This is a genomic window from Levilactobacillus fujinensis (assembly GCF_003946335.1).
Classification (GTDB): domain Bacteria; phylum Bacillota; class Bacilli; order Lactobacillales; family Lactobacillaceae; genus Levilactobacillus; species Levilactobacillus fujinensis.
This window is the reverse complement of the sequence record NZ_RHNX01000040.1, coordinates 1-22,218: the sequence shown is the minus strand read 5'-3', so window position 1 is coordinate 22,218 and position 22,218 is coordinate 1. Positions and strand designations below refer to the sequence as shown.

Below are 22,218 nucleotides of genomic sequence, written 5' to 3'. Positions count from 1 at the left end.
GTACAAAAAAGAGGCCCAATTCGTAAATGAATTGAACCTCCGAAATTCCCTCCATCAACACCGGTTGACAAAGAGCCCTTTTATTTACACCACTATGATGCCGAAACGCGCGCCATAAGGTAGTTTGTGATTAAAAGCGGTTACTGCTTCTTTTGTAGAATTTCACGATCAATCAGGTTTTGCAGAATAAAGTGGTATTGCTCCACGTTGCCTTCTGCGTGCGTCCCCTTAAAGATGTTAACGCGACTATTACCAGAAGCATTGGTCGTTGCCATCTTGAACCCACTTAGGTCCTTGGCAACGGTCACCCGTAACATTTGATTCTTATTGTAGGGGGACGTCGGATCGACTGACCGTTCTAACGTATAGTTTCCAGCATGGGATATTTGGAACCCCACGTCCTTCAACGCGTAGGACTTCACGTTTGGATGGAGTACGTAAACATCCGTGTCACCCTCAATTTTCATTTCTTTAGCAAATAGCATGTTACTTCACCTCGCTGTGAGAAAGTCGCTTAACAATGGCACTGACGTTCTTCACGAAAGCGTCAATATCAGCGCTAGTCGTCTGTTGACCAAATGAAAGCCGAATGGACTCCGCAATCCGCGGACTTTCGGCACCAAACATTGCGGTCAACACATGTGATGGTTCAATCGAACCAGCCGTACAAGCCGAGCCACCGGAAACGGCGATTCCTGCCAAATCCAGATTGGTTTGCATGACGTAAGTTGAGATTCCCTTGATCCAAATGTTCAAGACGTGCTCGAGGTTTTCACCCTCTAAGGAGCCATTGATCTCAAAGTCGACGCCGTTGGCGGTTAGGCCTTGAATCACTTGCTCCTTATAGCCGTGAAACCGGGCTCGCTTATCAGCCTTGACCTCTGGCGTGAGCAACTTAGCAGCAACCGCCATTCCAGCAATTGCGGGAACGTTTTCCGTTCCGGCCCGCCGCTTTTCTTCTTGGTCGCCACCCTTGATCAAGCTGGGAAAGTTCACACCTTCCCGTTTGTACAGAAAACCGATCATCTTGGGTCCGTTGATCTTATGGGCAGACGTCGACAACATGTCAATATGATCACGCTGCACGTCAATGTCCAATGACCCGTAAGCTTGAACCGCATCCGTATGCAACCAAGCTTGGTGGTCCTTCAAAATCTCACCGATCTCATGAATCGGCATCCGACTGCCAACCTCGTTGTTACCCATCATGATTGTTACCAGAATAGTGTCCTCACGAAGCGCCGCCTTAAAATCGTCCAAACTGATACGACCATGCGCATCAACTGGCAAATAGGTCACGTCGAAACCTTGATCCTCTAGGGCGTGTAACGGCTTCAGCACCGCTTCATGTTCGATTTCCGTGGTAATGATGTGCTTACCCAACGACTGTCGCGCCAGCGCCGTCTGAGTAATCGCCGTATTATCACTTTCGCTCCCACCACTAGTGAAGATGATTTCCTCATCGTGAGCGGCGTTGATACTCTTGGCAATCACCTGTCGACTATTTTCCATGACCGTGTGGGCTTGACGACCAAGGCCATACAACGTCGACGCATTACCGTATACGTTAGCCATCTTGTCGACCATTTCATTTAAGACCTCTGGGGCCATTGGGGTCGTTGCTGCGTTATCCAGATAGATTTCCCGGACCGCATTACTATTATCAATATGAATCTCTTGCATCCTCAAAAAACCTCCTGAAAAGCTTTGCTAGTTTTGTGCAGCTAACAAGGCTAGTAACATTTGTGCAGAACGGTGACCCGCATCAATAATAAAGTCATCGAAGTTAACACCGGAATCATTATCGGCGTTGTCGGACATCGCCCGAACAACAACGTATGGCACGTCAAATTGATGCGCAACTTGACCAACCGCGGCCCCTTCCATTTCACCGGATAAAGCATCTGGGAAGTGACCCATAATGGTCTTAATCGTCGTTGGACTGTTTAAAAACTGGTCACCGGTTACGATGAGACCAAGCTTAGTCTTCAAACCGGTTGCTGCAGCAGCTGCCACGATTCTTTCGCCCCATTCCTTAGAAGCAGTAAACCGTGCTGGTTGTTGTGGTAATTGCCCATACTCGTAGCCAAAGGCCCGTGCATCAGCGTCATGGTAAGCCGTTTCGGTGGAAACGACCACGTCGCCAATGTTTAAGTCGGGTGCCAAGGCTCCGGCAGAACCAGAGTTGATCATCACGTCAACGTTAAATTGAGTGATCAATAGTGCGGTCGTTAAGCCAGCCTCCACCTTACCAATTCCGGATTGTACCAGAACAACAGATTGACCGTGAATAGTGCCTTGATAAAATTTCAACCCATGAACGACGGTCGTTGTTCCGTTCTCGAGGGCGTCGTGTAGTTCCTTAATTTCTTCTTCCATGGCGCAGAGAATTCCAAATGTCATGTTGTGTCGCCAACTCCTTTTTGTGTTTATTCATTTAATTAATCAATGAAGCAGCTAGAACGTGGTTACCACGCCTAGCCGCCATTTAAAACTCAACGAAAAATAAAATCAAATAAACCGCAATAATCAGCACGAAGAGCCAACCAATCGCCCAGTTGAGTCGTCGACCCAAACGGTGCTGTTTGCCCTCCGTGGGATTAACGCGTTGATTCGATTCTGCTTCATCTTTTGGAAGTGGATCACCGTGAGTCCGGGCATATTCCTTTTCGACCTGCACCCGTTTGCGGTCGCGCTCCTGAAACTCTTTCTCAGCGCGTTCCTGCTCCTTACGGTAATCAGCTCTCGTTTTTGGTTGATCATCCTGTTGCATGCTGTCACCTACTTCTGTAATAACCAGTAATAGATGGCCGTAACCGTCTTGGCGTCTTCAATCTTACCATTTTCAATCATGGCCTTGGCTTCGTCCTTCGTTACCGTTAAAAGCTCAAGATTTTCACCCTGATCTCGTGGTAATTCAGTCGTTACCGGCTTTAAATCAGTTGCTAAAAAGAGCGTCATGTATTCGTCAGAAAAGCCAACGCTGGAATAAAAACCGGTAATCCGTTTTAACTGACCCGGTTGGTAACGAATCTCTTCGTTCAACTCTCGAATGACAGCATGCTCGGCATTATCGGCGTCTCTGCTATCTAACTTACCAGCTGGAATTTCCAATGTGGCTGCATGAATCGGCGCACGCCACTGGCGTTCCAAAAACATTTTATTATCATTGGTCAAAGCCAAGATTCCCACTGCCCCGGTGTGGCGCACGATTTCTCGCGTCGCTGTATCGCCATTTGGCAGCCGAACTTGTTGCCGTTCTAACTTAACAATGACCCCATCGTACAACGTTTCGGTCGATTCAACGTGTTCTTCTAAGTCCATGTTAAACCTCCTCAGTCGTCCCCGTGATCACGGGTGTCACTTTAGCCGCTTGGAGGCCACGCATCCCTTGAACAACCACGAATTGGACGGTCTGACCGACTTCGAGCTTCTTGAATCCTTCACCAACAATGGCCGTGTAATACACAAAGATATCACCATCAGCGGGCGTGGTAATAAACCCAAAGCCGCGTTGTTCACTATAACTTTTTACTTTTCCGGTTAACATGGTATTCCCTCCCATACATAGCACAAATTATACTCGCTTGGGCGGTCGACCGCAAACAATGGTTCCCTAGACCGTCCAGCTTGGCTAATTCTTAAGCTCTCAATGGTTTTAACGACTGGTTATCGGTCTTAAAAATAGCCGCACCCCAGCTCTATCTAATTTCTGTCAGAGCCATCGTTTACTCTACAGATGCATGCGCCTTTTCAGTTGAGGTCTTTACTAACCTTAACCTGATTGTCAGCTAAAAACGTTCCCTCGGCAGATAGCCTTAATCTCAGGGCCTACCTTACGCGAAAATTCTCTCCCGACAAATACAAGTTCTAGCAAATCAGCTCGACTGAATTATCACTAATTTTAACCATTTTCACTTCAATTACCCGTTAAATAGCTTAGTTAGTTGAGCAACTGTGAAATAACCTCCCTTGTCATCGCTGTCCATTCTTTCCTGACTTACAGCATCGTCGCCTGAGGTGGCATGCAATCCGCAATGCCAACCTAAAAAAGCCCGCAACCTGCAACGGTTACGAGCTTTCATTTCGATCAACACTTACTTTTCTTCAAAGCCTTCGGTGGCCGTTTCTGGGTAGTTTTCCCGAACAATAGCGGCACAACGGGCACAGAAGTGTGGGTAGTCAGAATCACTACCAACGTCTTCTTTGGTCAAACGACAACGTTCGCAGACCTCACCGGCAGCTGGCGTCACCTTAACGGCCATGTGGTCGAAGGTCAACGCGTCGGCTGGTGCTTGAGCCAACTTAGCAACGTCTAAGCCAGAGACCAGCAAGATTTGCTGCACATCGACGGTCAACTTAGACAACATGGATTGCGTGTCATCGTCAACATATAAATCAAGATGGGCCTCAGCAGACTTCCCAATCAGCTTTTCATCCCGTGCTTCTTCCAACGCCTTCAAGACGTGACTCCGCAAGGTCATGAAGTGATCCCAAACTGACTTGTGTTCGTCATCTTCGGCTTCAACTGCATCGTCCATATCCATCACAACTGGCATTTCTGCTAGTTGAACGAAATCTTCTGGTTCCTTCAAAAAGTTCCAGATTTCTTCAGCGGTGTGCGGTAAAATTGGCGTAATCAGCTTCGTCAAGGTTACGGCAATCTGATAGAAGACCGTTTGCATTGAACGCCGGGCGGCACTATCTTCGGCTTCGATGTACAGAACATCCTTAGCAAAGTCGAGGTAGAACGCAGACAGGTCACTAACAACAAAGTTGATGAGTTCCTTGTAAATATTCAGGAAGTCATAGTTTTCGTAATGGCCTTCAACGCTCTTAGTGAACGCATTCAGTTGATACAACATGTGCCGATCAACAGCAGTCAGTTGGTCAAACGAAACGGCATCCTTTTCGGGATCAAAGTCGCTCGTGTTAGCCAATAAGTAGCGCATCGTGTTCCGTAACTTCTTGTAGCTATCGGAAATCTTCACGAAGGACTCAGTTGAAACCCGTACGTCGGCCGAGGTATCCACAGAGGTTACCCAGAGACGAACAATGTCGGCACCCATCTTCTGGATGATTTCATCAGGCGCAATCGTGTTACCGATGGACTTAGACATCTTGTGCCCGTCTTTGTCTAACGTGAATCCTTGTGAAACAACCTGCTTGTATGGTGACTTACCAGTAGCGGCGACACTCGTGATCAAGCTAGAGTTGAACCAGCCGCGGTATTGATCGGAACCTTCCAGGTAAAGGTCAGCTGGAAAATCCAGATAGTCACGTTCAGCCAGCACACCCTGATGAGACGAACCGGAATCAAACCAAACATCCATGATGTCGTTTTCCTTCGTAAATTCGCCATTCGGTGAATGTTCGCTAGTAAAGCCCTCTGGTAAGAGGTCCTTAGCTTCACGCTTGAACCAGATGTTCGACCCATATTTGCCAAAGAGATCGGCTACATGATTGACCGTTTCTGGCGTGATGATGGCTTCCCCGTCTTCACCATAGAAGATTGGCAGTGGTACACCCCAGACCCGTTGACGGGAGATAACCCAGTCACCACGGTCCTTGATCATGTTTTCCAAACGACGCTTGCCCCAATCCGGTTGGAACTTAACGTCCTTTAAGCTGTCCAAAATTTCATCGCGAATCTTATCCACGGAAGCAAACCACTGTGGCGTTGCCCGGAAGATAACGGGTTTCTTGGTCCGCCAGTCAAATGGATAACTGTGTTCATATGGCATATATTTCAGCAAAGCATTGTTAGCTTTTAACTTATCCAGGGCAATCTTGTTGGCATCCTCATAGAATACACCATCAAAGTCTTCACCGGCTTCGGCGGTCATGTACCCTTGGTCGTTAACGGGAACTAAAACGGGTAGGTTGTACAACTTACCTACGTTAAAGTCGTCTTCCCCTAAACCTGGTGCGGTATGAACTAGACCGGTACCAGTTTCAGTCGTCACGAAGTCACCTAACATCACAACCAGCTTCCGATCGGCGATGAATGGGTGTTGGGCAATGATGTTATCCATATCTTGACCCATCACGGTCTTCAAAACCTTAACGTTTTCCCAACCGAAACGTTCGGCATTTTCCGCTACCAAGTCACTAGCTAAAACGAATTTCCGGTCTTCCCCAGCGGGTTGAACCACGGCATATTCGATACCAGCATCGATAGTGATTCCTTCAGAACCAGGAATCGTCCAAGGTGTCGTGGTCCAGACAACCAAGTAAGTGTCGTCGTCTAAGACACCTTTGCCATCAACGACCTTTTCGCCGTAAAAAGCAGATGGAGAAGTAACATCGTGGTATTCAACTTCGGCTTCAGCCATGGCTGATTCGGATGACCATGACCAGTAAACAGGCTTCTTCCCCTTGTAAATCAACCCACGCTTAGCAAACTCACCAAAGACCCGCACTTCAGCGGCTTCAAATTCTGGCTTCAATGTCAGGTAAGGATTATCCCAGTCAGCAGCAACGCCGAGTCGTTTGAACCCATCACGTTGAAGGTCAACTTGCTTCAAAGCATAATCACGACAGAGATCACGGAATTCAGCGGTCGACATCTTCTTCCGGTCGTAACCAGCCTTCGTCAACTGCTGCTCGATTGGTAGGCCATGTGTATCCCAGCCGGGAACATATGGGGCACGGAATCCGCTCATGGACTTGTAACGCACAATGATGTCCTTAGAAATCTTGTTCATCGCGTGACCCATGTGAATAGGACCGTTGGCGTATGGTGGCCCATCATGAAGAATAAAGCTAGGCTTTCCTTCGTTTAATTTTTGTCGGGCTTCATAGACCTTGTTTTCAGCCCAGGCCTTTTGCCGGTCAACTTCCTTGACTGGTAAATTCCCGCGCATTTTAAACTTGGTCTTACCCAGGTTAAGCGTGTCTTTCACTCGCATACCGTGTTTCCTCCTTAGATTGTTGTAACTCGGTTGGTGAACCGGTGAGCTCAAACCATCACTGGCCTCAGCTCACCGGTCAACCGAAACCGTCTTGAAGATTAGAATTAACCGTTGCATCATGTATTCGCCTCATTGGCAGCCAAATATGAACAAACTGGCCTTCGTCACACTCTCAACCATATAAAAAACGACCCGTCGCAAGGGACGAAGTCGTTCGTGGTACCACCCAATTTTAGTAAGGACTGGTTACCCAGTTCTTACCCTCAAGCACCGTATCGGGGTGCACCGCCACCGCTTACTAAATTCAGCCGTGGGGCTCGGGAGAATGATACCGCCTAAAAAGAGTGGGTGTTAGCCTTCCACCATCGCTAACTCGCTAGTTCCGTCTTTTTAAGTGACTAGTTTCTCTGTGCCACTGTTATTTGTTATTTTTGGTCAAAATGGGGATCATCATTATCTGGGAAAATAACAACCGTTTCGCCATCATCTGGCGCTGAATCGGTCACGGGAGCTTCTTCCACCTGATCATCTTCCTCAGATGATGATTCCGAGTTTACGCCTTGTGCAGCGTCATTGTCAAGCCGGTCACCAACGACCTTCTTGATTTCTTCGTAACTTGACATTGACCCTTCCTTCAGCAGGCTATCCCAATCGTTGGACTTAACCACTTCAAGCTGACTCTCCAGCATAACTTGCAGACGTTGCCGGAAAACGCGGGTACTCTTCTTCAAATCATCGGTTTCCACTGCGAGCTTTTTGGCCCGCTGAGAAGCTTCATCCATAATTTGATTTCCTTTGTTCGTTGCTTCAGAAACGATATCAGAGCTTTGTTTTTGGGCTTCGCGAATAATAATTTCCGATTCTTTTTGCGAATTAGCTTTGACCTTATCGGCAGCCTCTTGTGCAACTAAAATGGATTGATTCAAGGAATCCTTCAAGTCGTTAAAGTACTTCAACTTTTCGTTGGCTGCATCTAACTGTTCTTCCAATTCCTTGTTGTGGTTCAACGTGATTTGGTAATCCTTGATGACTTGGTCCAAAAAGTCATTGACCTCATCAACGTTATACCCACGCATCTTCGTGCCAAACTCTTTATTATGAATATCTAATGGACTTAATACCATTACACTGTTCCCTCCGCATCTATTTCTTCAACACCGCTAGGGTGACCCGAATCTTTTCCTTTTTCGTTCGACCAACGACCTCGTCCAACCGAATTCGACCAAAGCCACGAACGGAAACAATATCCGCGACATCAAGCTCATAGTCTGGTTTGAGTGTATCTGCCCAGTTCAAACGAACGTGGCCGCCTTCGATCAATTCTTTTGCCCGGTGCCGGGATAAGTGAAAACCGGTCCCCACAATACTGTCCAACCGCAGTGACGATAAGGTCGCACTTTCGCTCTCCCACTCGTTCAACGGCTGCACCAATTGCGTCCAGTCACCTAATTTCAAACGAGCTTTGACTCGTCCAATGTGGTCAACTTGGCTGGTCAAATAATCAACCATTGACGTCTCCGTCACAACCTGCCAAACCTCACCATCGGTCAAAATATCGCCCAAGATTTCTCGTTCGATACCGGAACCCAATAAAGTCCCCAGGATCTGACTGTGATGCAGCGTTGCAAATTTCACTGGATAGTCGACCTGCATCAGGGTTAATTCAAAATCCTTGGCTTCCGGTGTATAGTACTCCGGATAGAATAACGCCCGCTGCATTTCAGCATGCTCGTGCCCACCGCTAAAACGGACTGGAATATCTGCATGCCGCGCTAACGTTGTTGCGATGTATACCTGACGAGGATTCAAGAAGTGAGTGAGAACTGGCCGATATTCATCTTGAACCTGCTGGAGCCAGCCAGTAATGGCATCAATAAACGACGCCTCATCCGGGCGAAAATGCTGCGTAATGTTCTCATCCACGAGTCTTTTCTCCCCTCAAGTTGATTATGGCGTTGCTACTATTATTAATTTGAAACCAATCGATAATCGCCGTCATACCATGAGCTGCAGAACTAGCATTCCCAAGTATTGAATTCCGTACTGCACTAATGACAGGACCACGATGGCAACAACTGGACCAAAACCAATTGGTCCCAATGAAATAAAATTGAAGTAGCCCAAAAATGGCTCCACTAAGCGGCCAACAATCCGACCGAACTTAGATTCATAGCCACCTGGTAACCAGCTTAGTAAAGCATACACCACGATCAACAGGATGTAGGCACTTACCAGCCAGTTCAAAGCTCTAAAGATCAAACTAACTAAATATATCACGGCGTCGCTCCTTTATTGCGTGAATTGCGTTCCTAAATTGACAGCGACGTCACCACTAACTTCGAAATTATGTGGCGTGCACAGAAAAATCTGCTCACCAATCCGCTTAATTTCACCACCCACAGCAAATGCAGTTCCATTTAAGAAATCCACGATGCGTTGGGCTTGTGCTTCATCAACCCGGGCAAAGTTTACAATGACGGCATCCCCGCCCGTAATTTGTTTTGCGATTGATTTCGCATCCGAGTAAATTCGTGGCTCACAAATCGCAATGTGACTTGAATTGGGTTTTGCAGACCGCATGGCAACCACCTTCCGCCTATCAACCGGCTGACTGGGGGTAGCTGGCTTGGGAGTCGCTACCGGAGTTGAATCCTCTTGATAGTCTTCGTCATAATCATCGTTCGTTCCGAAAAATTTGCTAAGACTAAACTTCTCCGCCATGGTTGGCCACTCCTCTCATAACGAATTCTACAGTTCGCAGGTGATTACTTTCGCCGCCGTTTAAAGAATGGTGGCGTATCTTCACCCTTGTTGCTATTATCATCAGCTGCTGAGCTATCGTTTGAGCTCGGGTTAAAAATGTTAAAGTCTGGTTTATCAACACCCGCAAACTCATCGTGCGAGTTGTTCGAACGGACTTGTGGTTCTGGGCGGTGCGCTGGTTCCCGAATATCCCAATTACCAAACGGATCTTGGTCCGTTTCCTTGGGTGCATTCTCTTGGGCAGTAGCATCAGTAGAGGTCGTTCGTTGTTGGCTTTCGGCACGACGCGCAACTCGACTGTGCGCTGCTTCCCGTTCTTCCTTCTTCTTGTCGATTCCAGTAGCAATTACGGTCACACGAACTTCATCGCCAAGATCTTCATCGATTGACGTTCCAAAGATGATGTTAACGTCACTCGTTGCGGCATCGGAAACAATTTGAGAGGCTGCTTGGGCTTCAAACAAGGACAAGTCTGGACCACCGGTAATGTTCAACAGCACTTGTTCGGCACCATCGATAGATACTTCCAGTAACGGCGAAGAGATAGCCTTCTTGGTTGCATCTTCCGTTCGGTTTTCACCATTAGCGGAACCGATACCCATTAAAGCAGCACCTTGGTCTTTCATAACCGTCTTTACATCGGCGAAGTCCAAGTTGACGTAGCCAGGACTAGTGATTAAGTCAGAGATGCCTTGAACGCCTTGGCGCAAGACGTTGTCTGCTTCTTGGAAGGCCTCCATCATTGGTGTCTTCTTGTCAACGATCTCTAACAAACGGTTGTTGGCAATAACGATCAACGTATCCACGTTTTCCTTCATTGCGGCAACCCCTTCAGCGGCAAACCGTGCCCGCCGTGGGCCTTCAAAACTAAATGGCCGGGTAACAACCCCAACTGTCAGTGCACCGCCCTCTTTGGCGATTTTTGCCACGATAGGTGCAGCACCATTACCGGTCCCACCACCCATACCAGCAGTGACGAAGACCATATCGGCACCTTCAAGGGCTTCGGTAATCTGTTCTTCACTTTCTTCAGCAGCCTTCGCACCGACCTCTGGGTTGGCACCAGCGCCTAATCCCTTGGTCAATTTCGGTCCAAGTTGAATCTTGGTTTCAGCCTTTGAAGCTTCCAAGGCTTGAACATCCGTGTTCGCCACGATGAATTCAACGCCCTTAACGTCTTCTGTGATCATTCGGTTAACGGCGTTGTTCCCACCGCCACCAACGCCGATCACCTTAATGATTGCGCCGTTATTCTGCGCAGAATCTAGTGAGTATTCCATTCTATATTCCTCCATCTCGCGTTAATCAAAGAAATCGCTGAAGAACTTCTTGATTCCTTCGGTTCGCTTCTTCTTCGGTTTTGGTGTCGCCTTACTCTTCTGGTGAGATTGTGCGGGAGCATCTACTGAGTCGTTGTCGACTGGTTGCTCACGTTGACGAATCTCGTCGGTTTCATCGGCTAATTGGGTGGAGCCGGTCAATGCACTCTTAATGAGCAGATCAATCTCGCTCAGTCCCCCAAAATAGTTTACCAAAGCTAAAGCCAGGGTAAACGATGGGTGCCGTAACCCCATTTGATCTGGAACGTAAACACGAACATTCGTGCCAAATTCAGCGGTTGCCAAGTCGGTAATGCCTGGTAGTGCCGCAACACCACCCGTCAAAACGATCCCCCCCGGCAACTCTAAGGCTTGGACCTTATTCAGATTTGCCTGCAACCGCTGGAAAATTTGATCAAGCCGCGCTTCAATAATCTCTGCTAAGTATTTTTCTGAAATTGGCGTGGGCTGACTTTGACCAACCACGTCAACTGGGAATTCATCTTCATCACTAGCTTGCGCAGAATCGGCATAGCCATAATCTCGTTTCAGTTTCTCTGCACTATCCAGAGAGGTGTTGAGCACCACCGAGATATCTTTGGTGATAAACTGCCCACCCTCTTGATCAACATCAATGTACTTCAGTTGGTGATCATGGATAACGGCTGCTGTGGCTTGACCCCCACCCAGATCGATTAGGATGGTCCCAAAGTCTTGTTCGCCGTCATTCATTACCATCATGCCTTGTGCCATTGGATTAATGACTGTTCCTCGCAGATGCAATCCGGCTTGTTCAACGGCTTTACGGGTATTATGCATAATGGTCTTGGGTCCCGTAAACAAGGTCCCGTGCAATTCAAGCCGCACGCCAACCATCCCCCGAGGATCCTTGATGCCATCAAACCCATCCACAACGAACTCATCGGCTAAAATGTCGACGACTTCACGTTCTGGTGGCAAGCTCTGAATCAAAGCCGCCGCTGAAACACTCCGCACGTCGCGACCGGTAATTTCGCGGGATTGATCATCAATGGCGATCATACCGCTACAAGGTTCAATCTTTAGCATATTTGCGGGAATTCCCACAATTACATCGTGAATTTCAATGCTGGCCTTCTCTTCGGCTTGTCGAACGGCGCGCTGAATCGCTTCCGCTGCTTTGTCAATATCCACGATCACGCCGCGGCTGACACCATTCGAACGTTCATTTCCCACACCAATAACGTTCATTTGCCCCTTAACATTCTCAGCAACAATGACTTTTATTGAGGTGGTTCCTATATCGAGACCAACGTACATCCCTGAATTATCCATAGAAAAAGGAACCTCCTAAGTTAATCTAATATCAACACTGCATGAATTCGCTTTTTCTCCTAATTATTTTTCAGTTTACCACACTTACTAGGGGTTGAAAAAGCCTTATTGACGCTTTTTAACGCTGAAATCAAAATGAAATTATTTACTGAAGGGGTATGAGTATGCTCCCACTTCCAAATTGACCACACCTTTGGCCTTCATCTTCGCTGCAATGCTAGGATAATAGACCATTTTCTTCGCGAAACTGGAGATGCTGGCATAGACTTCATTGCCGTCGTTCATGAAGAGGTGAACCCGATCAGGATTGGCTTTAGTCGGTGACTCCTGGATCTCACTGATGCTACGCTTAATCGTCGGACTGAGCTGCGCATACTGGAGAATCATACGGTGCAAAGTCTTAGCGTGTTTAAAGCTACCATAGACCGGCGTTCCACTCTTCGGTTGCGTTACTGACTGTTCACTAACAATACCATTTTCTAAGACTTCATAGTAACGATTTTGCTTCAGCACATAACCGGCCGTCATAAACTCTGTCACATGAATCGTCGCGTGATTGGGCCGCTTAAAATGAATTGTCACGCGTTTGACCCTTGTATTACGTTTAATGGCCTGCTTTTCCAACTGCTGCGTATGCCCCAATAGCTGGAAAATTGAATTTCCCGGCTGGACCTGCGCCGCCCGTTGGACCTGCGTTGCGGAGAGTGCAACATTGCCCGTCACCCGCACCGTTTCAAAATGACTCAGTGGCGAAACCAAGTACACCATGACTAAAATAACGGCGGTAAAACTTCCCAACAGTATGCTCAGTCGCCGAACTAACTTCCGGGTTCGCTCATGCTTCAGCCGGGGAAGTTTATCACCGATTCGTTTCGCCTTGTGAATCCAACTCGGTGTCTTGGCGCGCTCACGTTTCTGTTGGGCTTGTGCCTGATACTTCTCCCACGGTGTTAGTGATCGCTGTTGTTTCGGATCGTTACGGTTTAAACGAAACTTCACGGTCGCTCACCTTCCATTCACTGATCTGGTTTTAATCTTTCTTTAGTGACAGGACCACGTCGAGAACCCGGTCGGCAGCATCAGGAACCCCGAGCTGTTTAGAAGCCGCGGCCATATCCTGGCGTAACGCATCGTCGTTCATTAATTGATCCGCCTTAGCAATCAAGGTTTCTCCGGTCAAATCAGCTTCTTTGATAATTTCTGCAGCACCAACCGTTGCCAATGACTGCGCATTTTTGGTCTGGTGATCCGCCGTGACGTACGGACTAGGAATCAAGATTGAAGGAATACCATCGGCCGTAATCTCGGCAATACTTGTGGCACCGGCCCGTCCAACAATTGCAGCCACCTTTGGCAACACCTCAGGCATATTACTGATATACGGCTTAATAACCACATTTTCAGCCACCGTGACGTCCTTAAGTCGGTCCATCACGTTATCATAACGCTTCTGTCCCGTTACAAAGACCACTTGATAATCACGCTGATTAAACTCAGGAATGGCAGCAATTGTCGCAAGATTGATTTTCGGTGCCCCCTGTGAGCCCCCAAAAATCAGCAGTGTGGGCACATCGTCCTTCAGCTGGTATGTCTGCCAACTAAAGTGACTAACGACCTCAGCGGCTTCCTGAGCCCGTGGATTTCCAGTCTTAACCATCTTGTTAGCTGGCAGTTGATCGAGCGCGGCGTCAAAAACGTACGCGATACGGTCAACGTATCGACTCAAGAACCGATTAGTAATGCCAACAACACTATTTTGTTCGTGAATCAGCGTAGGCACGTGTAAGTGCGCAGCCGCATAGACCACCGCACCAGACACATAACCACCAGTACCGACGACCACGTCTGGTTTGAACTCTTTGATCATCTTTTTCGTCTCGTGGACGCTCTTCAAAAACAGGTAGATTGTTTTGAAGTTTTCCAGGGACAGGGACCGCTTAAACCCTTGGATTCGGGTAGACTTGAACGGAATTCCTTTGGCTGGGACAATCGTACTCTCTAGGCCCCGTTCGGACCCAACATACATGACCTCTGCATCGGGATCACGCTTCTTGAGTGCTTTGATGAGGGCTAATGCCGGGTAAATATGACCCCCGGTACCACCACCTGATACCATTAATCGCATTTAAATTTCCTCCTGTTTACCCGTTAACTGCTCAACGGCCTTGATAAACCGATCACCACGGACCTCAAAGTTTGGATACTGATCCCAACTGGCGTTGGCTGGTGACAATAGGATGATGTCTCCAACGGCACTCAGTTGGTAAGCTAACGGTACAGCAGTTTCAACGTTTTCTGTCTTCTTAATCACTTTGATTCCCGCCTGTTGTGCGGTCTCCGCCAAGAGATCTGCCGTCTGGCCAAAGAGAATGATGGCTTTGACGTGATCCTTGAAGGACGGAATCATTTTTTCAAAGGTATAGCCACGGTCTAAGCCCCCAGCTAGCAGGACAACTGGTGCTTTGAACCCCTTTAAAGCCATTTCAGTAGCTTCCATGTCCGTTGCCTTCGAATCGTTGTAGTATTGGCGACCCCCGGCCTCTAAAACGTACTGTGTCCGGTGACGAACCCCACCAAAGCTCCGCAAAACAGCGACAATGGCTTGTGTGCTGACGCCCTTGATCTTAGCCACCGCAATAGCAGCTAAGGCATTCTCAACGTTATGGTCCCCAGGTACCTTGATCTCGCTGGCGGCCATGATATGTTCACCCTTAAAGTACAGTTCCCCATCGGTCTCGTACGCACCATCTTCCGACTGATCCAGCCGAGAGAACGGAACGACCTGTGCGGCCGACTGCTTGCTGAGCTCCCGCCATTCGGAATTGTCGAAGTTAACCACAAAGTAATCATCTGCCGTTTGGTTCGCGGTGATTTTCATCTTGGCTGCCACGTAATTAGCCCGTGTCTTGTGGTAATCCAGGTGATTGGAGAAAATGTTCGTGAGTACGGCGATGTGGGGACGAAATTCAGTTGTTTCGGCCAACATGAAGCTAGAAACTTCCAAGACTAGCGTGTCATCCGGGGTTACTTCTTGAACGACCTTACTAGCGGGAATCCCAATATTACCGGCATAAACAGCTCGTCCGGCTTTCCGATCGTGGTCGACCATCTTCTGAATCATAGTCGTGGTCGTCGTCTTCCCGTTACTCCCGGTGACAGCAATCAATTCAGCATCGGCAACTTCACCGACTAATTCCATTTCACCAATCACCGGAATGTTTTCTGCTAAAGCTCGCTTAACGACCGGCACGTCGTAGAAAATACCAGGATTCTTTACGATCAAGTCGTAACCCGGGTCCAGCAGATCAGCCGTTTGTTCACCGGTAATCACAGTAAACCCGTCCGCTTGTAAATCACGAGCATCTTGATTTTCAGCCAGTGGCTTCACGTCGCTGACGGTAACCTTAGCCCCTAATTTTCTCAACAAGCGAGCCGCGTTGACCCCACTCTTCGCTAATCCTAAGACCAGCACTCTCTTCCCCGTATACGTCGTGATCTGCTTCATAATTACCTTTCGCTCTCCATTCATTCACTTATGCTTTTAGTATTTTGATTCCAAAATTGTTGTCTTGCACAAATTCCCATAACTATCAGGAATTCCACCCGCCATAGGGCGCACTTATCAGCCTAAGAGATCAGCTTCCAGCGATAGACTGCGACAACCCGTTGCTAACGACCCAGCAGAAGCGACTAACCGTCCTAACTCTGACCACCGGAGCGCCACCAAATTAGTCGTAGCTGCTAACGTCATTAAGCCGCTGTCACAGTCGTCATTCACCTCAGCCAGAAAGCAGCTTCTTTTAACCGACAACGGACACTTTAATTATACAGCGATAAACCGTGACTGCTCCACTATTTGTTCACATGCAATTCCACTAAAAAAAGCTAGCTTGACCCTAACGAGCAAGCTAGCCCATTAGTCAGTCGTCCCTTATCTTGGCAAGATAGCCCACAATCCAGTTAACGCGGTAATCAAGCCGATTCCCCAGAATGTAAAGTCAATCTTCCATTCGCTCCAGCCCTTCATTTCGAAGTGATGGTGAATGGGACTCATTAGGAAAATACGCTTGCCCGTCAACTTAAACGAAGCAACTTGTAAAATAACACTCGCCGTCTCAATCACAAAGACTAGTCCAATCCATAGCAGTGACAACTCATGGTGCAACAGAATTGAAACCGCCGCTAAGGCACCACCCAGTGCCAAAGAGCCAGTATCGCCCATGAAAATCTTGGCTGGTTTGTGATTAAAGATGAGAAAGCCGAGCAGACTACCAACTACGGCAAAACAGAAAATGGCAATATTCATTTGCATCTGGTGCCAGGCAATCACACCATAGGTCGCAAAGGAAATGCTTGCTAACCCGCTGACTAAACCGTCCAAACCATCCGACAAGTTGACAGCGTTACTAAAGCCAACTAACCAAATAATGACAAAGATGGCATACCAACCACTCATGTGCCAGTTACCCATCCCCGGGATATGCAGCGCCATTGGAAGCCGTTCGTGGGTGTAGACCCAAAAGAGGATCAACGCCCCCACGATTTGGCCCAACAATTTTTGCCAGGCCTTTAAGCCCTCATTTTGACGATGAAAGAGCTTGATACTATCGTCCCAGGCGCCCAGGCCACCATACAGAACCAGGATAAATAACAAGATCCAAGTTGTGGATAGCGTGTGGTGTGGGGCTAACAGCCAGCTACTAGCCAATGTCATCACTAAAATTGCAACGATGAACAGCAGGCCACCCATAGTTGGGGTCCCTGACTTCTTCTCGTGCCACGTTGGGCCTTCTTCACGAATCATTTGCCCCTCATGCCGGGCTCGGAAGTACCGAATCAGTGACGGCATAAACGCCGCCGTAATTATAAATCCGCCCAACAGGGGCACAATCACATTCATCATTGTCTCTCTCAATCCTCATTCTCTTTTATTTATTTTGTTTCAGAGTAACGGTCAGTGTCGAGTTGGCCCCAACGGTGGTTCCCGCCTTAATGCTTTGCTTCGTCACGTAGCCGTCACCCGTTACAGTTAACTTTAAGCCTTCCAACTGAGCTAATTTTACCACATCGCCCTTTGACCAGCCGATTAAACTTGGCAAAGCCACCGTTCCACCAGTGGTAATAAACACCCGCTGATCTTGGTAGAGTGCCGTTCCGGCCGTGACAGACTGTTTCAAGACCCTTGTCCCCGTCCCTAACTGCGTCACCGTAGCACCAGCCTTAGTTAAGTCCTTGATGGCTGTTGTCACGGATTTGCCAGCGACATTGGGCATCTTGTTCGTCTTCGTCGTAGCCGATCCAGTATCTTCTTGCAAGGCTCGAGCCATCACCGGCCTCATGATCGAAGCCAGCAGTTTGGTCGCGGTCGTGCTTCCCAGATGGGGCTGTTTCATCGTAATATACATCACGTATTTCGGATTGCTAGCAGGGACCATGGCGGCAACCGAATACAGATAATTGTCATCGCCAGACAGGTAACCCTTTCCGTTGCTGACCTGCGCCGTCCCGGTCTTCACAGCAACTTTATAGCCGCTCATCTTATAATCAGCACCAATCCCGTAACTCTTGTAAACCACGTCTTCCATGTGCTTTCGAACAGCCTGTGCCGTTTGTGCCGAAATTGGATTTCCCACTACGGTTGGCGAATACTTCTTCACCGTCTTATTGGTATTGGAATCCGTGACCTTGCTGATTACATAAGGCTTCATCATTTTGCCATCGTTGCTGACTGCGCTCAGCGCCTGCAACATCTGGAAAACAGTGACCTGAATCCCTTGGCCAAATGATGTATCGGCCTGTTCAATCGGCCGTTGAAAGGCAATGTCTCCAGCCATTTCACCTGGCAATCCTGAATTCGTACTCTTCAGGAAGTGGAAGCGATTAATGTATTTTTTCCAGGTCTTAGCACCCATCTGTTGTTCCAGATGGGCCATGGCAACGTTACTAGAGAGGGCAAATCCCTTATTGTAGGTAATCGTCCCCCACCCAGCCGTGTTCCAGTCAGGTACCGTTTGCGTCCCAATGGTATACCGACCAGATTGGTACGTGGCATTACCGTTATAGTTTCCACTATCGATAGAGGCAGCCAACGTGAAGACCTTCATCGTCGACCCCGGTTCATAAGCATCTTGAACCAGCGTATCACGCCAAATTTGGCCTAGCCCCGCCTTAGTCGTTGCATTAAACGTTGGTCGTTGTGTTGCGGCTAAAATGGCTCCCGTCTTGGCGTTCATCAAGACGGCGTTCATTGAATTTGCCTTGACCTGATTCTGAACATTGCCCATTTCAGTTTCAAGTAGTGTCTGGAGCCGGGTATCTAACGTCGTATAAACATTATCGCCGTTCTTAGCTTTCTTAGACTTCTGCTTGGTTCCCGGCAACTGGTAACCATACATATCCTTCTTAATTTTCTGTGACCCATCAGTCCCTGTCAATTGCTTGTTGAAGGCCTGTTCGATCCCCATGGTTCCCGTCAGCGTTGTTTGACCATTCTTTGTCGTTTGCGACTGTGCCAGACCAATTAGATGGGAGGCAAAGATTCCGTTAGGATATAGCCGGGCTTCCTGCTGTACAAAGTTGATTCCGGACAAATGATACGACTGAATTTTCTGCTTGGTTGTTAACGAAATATTTTGCCCAGCCGTTCCAAATTCCACTTGAAATGTGTTGGACTTGCTCGGATAAAGTGCCTTAAGCGCCTGCTTGCGCGTCAGCGGCAAATACTTTGCCAAAACGGTCGCAATCTTCTCCTTATTGGTAGCATACATTTTTTTCCCATTCAAACTCACCTGCCGCTTATCAAGTACCACGTACAGGGAGTACACACTGGTATCTTCGGCAATCGCTTGGCCGTTCGCATCGTAAATAGTCCCCCGCTTCGCCTTGATGGTCTCATTAGCCGTATAGAGTTTCTGGGCCGAGGCACTTAGGTTAACGTTTTGAACCTTCTTACCGATGGAGATATACGAAAAGCGACCGACGATAATCGCAAATACCACGAGGAAAAGGAAAAACAGAAACTGGCCAAAATATTTCCGGTTTCTGCGTGGTTGCTTATTCATCATTTGTCGCTTTTGGGAATCTTTCATGTTATTTGTTTACATTCCTTATTCTATCATTTTGTAAAGTGAGCCCTTGCTTTTTGGCAATTCTATCAAGTCGCGTCCGACTCTGCAACTCATTAATCTCTTGTTGCGCGTTTGTATTACCATTCTGAATGGTTGTCACACGACTATTCACGCTCTGGAGTTCGTGTTGCGAGTTACTCATTGCAATCTTGGATGAAACAACAAAGACCATGAGTGTCGCCAAAATAAGGCCACAGACGGTCATTAAACATTTTTCGAATTTAGAAACCGGTAACTTCTGGCTCTGAGGATTCCGTTGCGGATTACTTTGCGGGCGAGCCTGACGTTGCGGCTGTTCTATGTTTGGGCGTTGTTGGGGTTCCGGCGAAAGGGGAACCGCTTCAGCTAAACTATTCTGCGCCATAAATAATCATCTTCCTATGTCGAGTTTTCGTATTTGGTTAGACTACTTAATTTTTTCTAAAATTCGTAACTTAGCGCTGTGTGCGCGGTGGTTCGCTTCCAATTCAGCCGGGGAAGGCAAAATCGGTTTACGATTTACCAGTTGATAGTCGGGTTGTAAGTTATCCGGAATAACTGGAATGCCATGTGGCAATTCAGGTAACGAAGAGTGTTCCCGGAACATAGTTTTGACTAGCCGGTCTTCCAAGGATTGGAAAGTGATAGCACTGATGCGCCCATTTAAATCCAGCAGGGAGACAGCCTGTTCAAGCGAATCTTCTAAGGCCCCCAACTCGTCGTTGACAGCAATGCGAATCGCTTGGAACACCTTTTTCGCGGGATGTCCCCCATGTCGACGTGCCGCCGCTGGAATTCCCTCTTTGATAATTTCCACCAGTTGGCCGGTGGTATCAATCGGGGCAGTTGCTCGGTGGCGTTCGATAGCTCGTGCGATTGGCTTAGCAAATTTTTCTTCGCCATATCGATGGAAAATTCGCATCAAATCGTTGAATTCCCATTCGTTGACCACAATCCACGCGGTCAATTTCTGACTCTGGTCCATTCGCATGTCCAGTGGTGCATCGTGTTGATAGCTAAAACCACGGTCAGCCTCATCAAATTGGGGGGAAGAAACACCCAAATCATAAAGGATGCCGTCCACAGCCGTAATGCCACGCTGATTAAGTTCTTCTTTAATGTCACGAAAATTACTTTTTATAAAGGTTAATTTACCTTCGTCTACGTATTGCTTTAAATGTTGTTGGTTGTAGGTAATAGCGGTCTGATCTTGATCGAATGCGTAGAGATGCCCCGTTGTCAATTGCTCGAGGATGCGCTCGCTGTGGCCACCGCCGCCGAGAGTGCAGTCAACGTAGATGCCCGTCGGCTTGATGGCTAACCCCGCCACTGCTTCTTTAAGTAATACGGTTACGTGATGAAAGTCTTCCATAAACACTCTCCTTTCTTAAATCTACATGCCGAAATCAATTAAATTTTCGGCAATGTCATCGAAGTTTTCTTCAGCAGTGTCAGAGAAGTCCTGCCACCGATCCGAACTCCAAATTTCAAAACGATCAGCAACCCCAACAATCACACACTGCTTAGTTAACGCAGCGTGGTCCCGAAGTGGCTTAGGGATATTGATGCGACCTTGCTTATCCAGTTCACACGCCGTTGCTGCGGAGTAGAAGAAGCGGACGAAGGCACGGGCATCTTTTCGGTTGACTGGCAAGGCTTTCAATTTATCCTGCAACGCCGACCACTCGGGCATTGCATACCCGAATAAACAACCATCCATACCCCGGGTAACAACAAAATTGTCGCCTAACTGTTCCCGAAACTTAGCGGGGATAATTAGCCGGCCTTTGGTGTCGATCGAATGTTCGAATTCGCCCATGAACATAGCCATTACCCCCCGTTTGTAACTATTTCCAAGTTTACCACACCCCCCCACTTTCTACCACAACGTTTCCGAATTTTTATAAATTTCCCACCCATGACACAAAAAGCCACGGCGAACACCTGTTCACCGTGGCTTTAAGCGATTATTTCGCCCATTAAAAAATGAGTCATTAATCAAAATGATTTATATTTATGCATAAACTAACTAATAACAAGTAAAAAACAAGCAATGAATCCTAACGCCCAAAAAAGATCCGTCAGCCGCCAAAACGTCTTGAAAAAAGTACTATAAAGTAGCTCCTGGTTGTGGACGGCCTGAATCACCGTCACTAAGATACCTACACCCATCCAGCCCATTACCAACCACGGCAGAATGACCCCCGCACCAGCTGGCACCAGAATCACGGAACACAAGATCAGCAGCGGCGCCATCAAGTCCCACGTACTCAGTCCCGTTGGCCAATGACGCTTTAAAACCCGCTTACTGGCGCGAATGACGAGCCAGCCAATTACCAGAATCGCTAGTTGTCCCGCAGGTGATGCCCAAAACGCCATTTTACTCCCCCCTACTAATGTTTTCCGTCCCATTATAAAGATTTCTCAGGGGACTTGCAATTCGCGTTTTGTAACAAGCAGTTGACAACTTACCCCTGACGGTTGCAATTCCGCTGTTCTCACGGTAAACTAATTGAGTAAATTGGATTAAAGAGGTGGCTAAGCCCGCATGGAAAAGAAGAAAAAGTCAACATTTCAAAAGATTACGAACGTCTTTGTTTGGATTATGATTATCGCTACGGTTGGCTCCCTAGTTTTTGGGGCTATTTCCTCATTAGGAATTATGGGATAATTTATAAAAAAAGGGTTCTATGATATTTGGTGTTGATAGAGAAATCTGTCGACACCATTTTCTGTATAATAAAAGGGGCACACTGCCCCACATCAACATCGTCGACCAAAACTAATTGAAAGTGAGAATGA

23 protein-coding genes are annotated in these 22,218 nt (G+C 47.7%); 1 reads left to right on the top strand and 22 read right to left on the bottom strand.

Annotation, left to right across the window (positions count from 1 at the left end):
• Positions 1 to 140: 140 nt before the first annotated feature.
• The 22 genes from EKM89_RS11980 to EKM89_RS11875 all read right to left on the bottom strand — a co-directional run bounded on the left by EKM89_RS11980 (position 141) and on the right by EKM89_RS11875 (position 21,795).
• On the bottom strand, positions 141 to 485 hold the full coding sequence (locus EKM89_RS11980; RefSeq protein WP_125688820.1) for a DUF1831 domain-containing protein: 345 nt from the start codon (positions 483 to 485) through the stop codon (positions 141 to 143).
• Between the two features lies 1 nt (position 486).
• A complete protein-coding gene (locus EKM89_RS11975) occupies positions 487 to 1,683 on the bottom strand; it encodes a cysteine desulfurase family protein (RefSeq protein WP_125688818.1) in 1,197 nt (398 codons plus the stop codon).
• A gap of 27 nt (positions 1,684 to 1,710) precedes the next feature.
• Entirely contained in the window at positions 1,711 to 2,403 is a 693-nt protein-coding gene (locus EKM89_RS11970; RefSeq protein ID WP_125688816.1) for a 5'-methylthioadenosine/adenosylhomocysteine nucleosidase, read from the bottom strand.
• A gap of 85 nt (positions 2,404 to 2,488) precedes the next feature.
• A complete protein-coding gene (locus tag EKM89_RS11965) occupies positions 2,489 to 2,773 on the bottom strand; it encodes a hypothetical protein (protein WP_125688814.1) in 285 nt (94 codons plus the stop codon).
• 8 nt (positions 2,774 to 2,781) lie between these two features.
• Positions 2,782 to 3,324, bottom strand: a complete 543-nt coding sequence (locus EKM89_RS11960; protein ID WP_125688812.1) for an NUDIX hydrolase — start codon at positions 3,322 to 3,324, stop codon at positions 2,782 to 2,784.
• Between the two features lies 1 nt (position 3,325).
• Positions 3,326 to 3,550 carry a cold-shock protein gene (locus tag EKM89_RS11955; protein ID WP_048735815.1) on the bottom strand — a complete coding sequence of 75 codons (225 nt, stop codon included), beginning with the start codon at positions 3,548 to 3,550 and terminating at the stop codon, positions 3,326 to 3,328.
• A gap of 547 nt (positions 3,551 to 4,097) precedes the next feature.
• Positions 4,098 to 6,911: an isoleucine--tRNA ligase gene (ileS, locus tag EKM89_RS11950; RefSeq protein ID WP_125688810.1), complete on the bottom strand. Its 2,814-nt coding sequence runs from the start codon at positions 6,909 to 6,911 to the stop codon at positions 4,098 to 4,100.
• Between the two features lie 428 nt (positions 6,912 to 7,339).
• On the bottom strand, positions 7,340 to 8,038 hold the full coding sequence (locus EKM89_RS11945; RefSeq protein ID WP_125688808.1) for a DivIVA domain-containing protein: 699 nt from the start codon (positions 8,036 to 8,038) through the stop codon (positions 7,340 to 7,342).
• A 19-nt stretch (positions 8,039 to 8,057) separates the two neighbouring features.
• Positions 8,058 to 8,837 (bottom strand): YlmH family RNA-binding protein, encoded by a 780-nt coding sequence (locus EKM89_RS11940; RefSeq protein ID WP_125688806.1) that lies wholly within the window; start codon positions 8,835 to 8,837, stop codon positions 8,058 to 8,060.
• Positions 8,838 to 8,909: 72 nt separating this feature from the next.
• Complete coding sequence (locus tag EKM89_RS11935) at positions 8,910 to 9,191, bottom strand: YggT family protein (protein ID WP_125688804.1); 282 nt, start codon at positions 9,189 to 9,191, stop codon at positions 8,910 to 8,912.
• 12 nt (positions 9,192 to 9,203) lie between these two features.
• On the bottom strand, positions 9,204 to 9,635 hold the full coding sequence (locus tag EKM89_RS11930) for a cell division protein SepF (RefSeq protein WP_125688802.1): 432 nt from the start codon (positions 9,633 to 9,635) through the stop codon (positions 9,204 to 9,206).
• A 44-nt stretch (positions 9,636 to 9,679) separates the two neighbouring features.
• Positions 9,680 to 10,957 carry a cell division protein FtsZ gene (gene ftsZ / locus EKM89_RS11925; protein WP_125688800.1) on the bottom strand — a complete coding sequence of 426 codons (1,278 nt, stop codon included), beginning with the start codon at positions 10,955 to 10,957 and terminating at the stop codon, positions 9,680 to 9,682.
• Positions 10,958 to 10,978: 21 nt separating this feature from the next.
• A complete protein-coding gene (gene ftsA / locus EKM89_RS11920) occupies positions 10,979 to 12,310 on the bottom strand; it encodes a cell division protein FtsA (RefSeq protein WP_125688798.1) in 1,332 nt (443 codons plus the stop codon).
• Between the two features lie 141 nt (positions 12,311 to 12,451).
• Positions 12,452 to 13,309 (bottom strand): cell division protein FtsQ/DivIB, encoded by an 858-nt coding sequence (locus EKM89_RS11915; protein WP_125688796.1) that lies wholly within the window; start codon positions 13,307 to 13,309, stop codon positions 12,452 to 12,454.
• A 31-nt stretch (positions 13,310 to 13,340) separates the two neighbouring features.
• Positions 13,341 to 14,435, bottom strand: coding sequence for an undecaprenyldiphospho-muramoylpentapeptide beta-N-acetylglucosaminyltransferase (gene murG, locus EKM89_RS11910; protein ID WP_125688794.1), 1,095 nt, complete (start codon positions 14,433 to 14,435; stop codon positions 13,341 to 13,343).
• Positions 14,436 to 15,815, bottom strand: coding sequence for a UDP-N-acetylmuramoyl-L-alanine--D-glutamate ligase (murD, locus tag EKM89_RS11905; RefSeq protein ID WP_164510586.1), 1,380 nt, complete (start codon positions 15,813 to 15,815; stop codon positions 14,436 to 14,438).
• Positions 15,816 to 16,241: 426 nt separating this feature from the next.
• The gene (gene mraY / locus EKM89_RS11900; RefSeq protein WP_164510585.1) at positions 16,242 to 17,213 is read right to left on the bottom strand and encodes a phospho-N-acetylmuramoyl-pentapeptide-transferase; all 972 of its coding nucleotides are present in this window, start codon (positions 17,211 to 17,213) and stop codon (positions 16,242 to 16,244) included.
• A gap of 25 nt (positions 17,214 to 17,238) precedes the next feature.
• Positions 17,239 to 19,398 (bottom strand): penicillin-binding transpeptidase domain-containing protein, encoded by a 2,160-nt coding sequence (locus EKM89_RS11895; protein WP_125688790.1) that lies wholly within the window; start codon positions 19,396 to 19,398, stop codon positions 17,239 to 17,241.
• A gap of 1 nt (position 19,399) precedes the next feature.
• Positions 19,400 to 19,801 carry a cell division protein FtsL gene (ftsL, locus tag EKM89_RS11890; RefSeq protein WP_125688788.1) on the bottom strand — a complete coding sequence of 134 codons (402 nt, stop codon included), beginning with the start codon at positions 19,799 to 19,801 and terminating at the stop codon, positions 19,400 to 19,402.
• Between the two features lie 42 nt (positions 19,802 to 19,843).
• The gene (gene rsmH, locus EKM89_RS11885) at positions 19,844 to 20,788 is read right to left on the bottom strand and encodes a 16S rRNA (cytosine(1402)-N(4))-methyltransferase RsmH (RefSeq protein ID WP_125688786.1); all 945 of its coding nucleotides are present in this window, start codon (positions 20,786 to 20,788) and stop codon (positions 19,844 to 19,846) included.
• Positions 20,789 to 20,809: 21 nt separating this feature from the next.
• Positions 20,810 to 21,241, bottom strand: coding sequence for a division/cell wall cluster transcriptional repressor MraZ (mraZ, locus tag EKM89_RS11880; RefSeq protein ID WP_125688784.1), 432 nt, complete (start codon positions 21,239 to 21,241; stop codon positions 20,810 to 20,812).
• A 200-nt stretch (positions 21,242 to 21,441) separates the two neighbouring features.
• Complete coding sequence (locus tag EKM89_RS11875) at positions 21,442 to 21,795, bottom strand: DUF3397 family protein (RefSeq protein WP_125688782.1); 354 nt, start codon at positions 21,793 to 21,795, stop codon at positions 21,442 to 21,444.
• Between the two features lie 169 nt (positions 21,796 to 21,964).
• Here EKM89_RS11875 and EKM89_RS11870 point away from each other — a divergent pair, with 169 nt between their 5' ends.
• The gene (locus EKM89_RS11870) at positions 21,965 to 22,087 is read left to right on the top strand and encodes a DUF4044 domain-containing protein (protein WP_125688780.1); all 123 of its coding nucleotides are present in this window, start codon (positions 21,965 to 21,967) and stop codon (positions 22,085 to 22,087) included.
• Positions 22,088 to 22,218 lie beyond the last annotated feature (131 nt).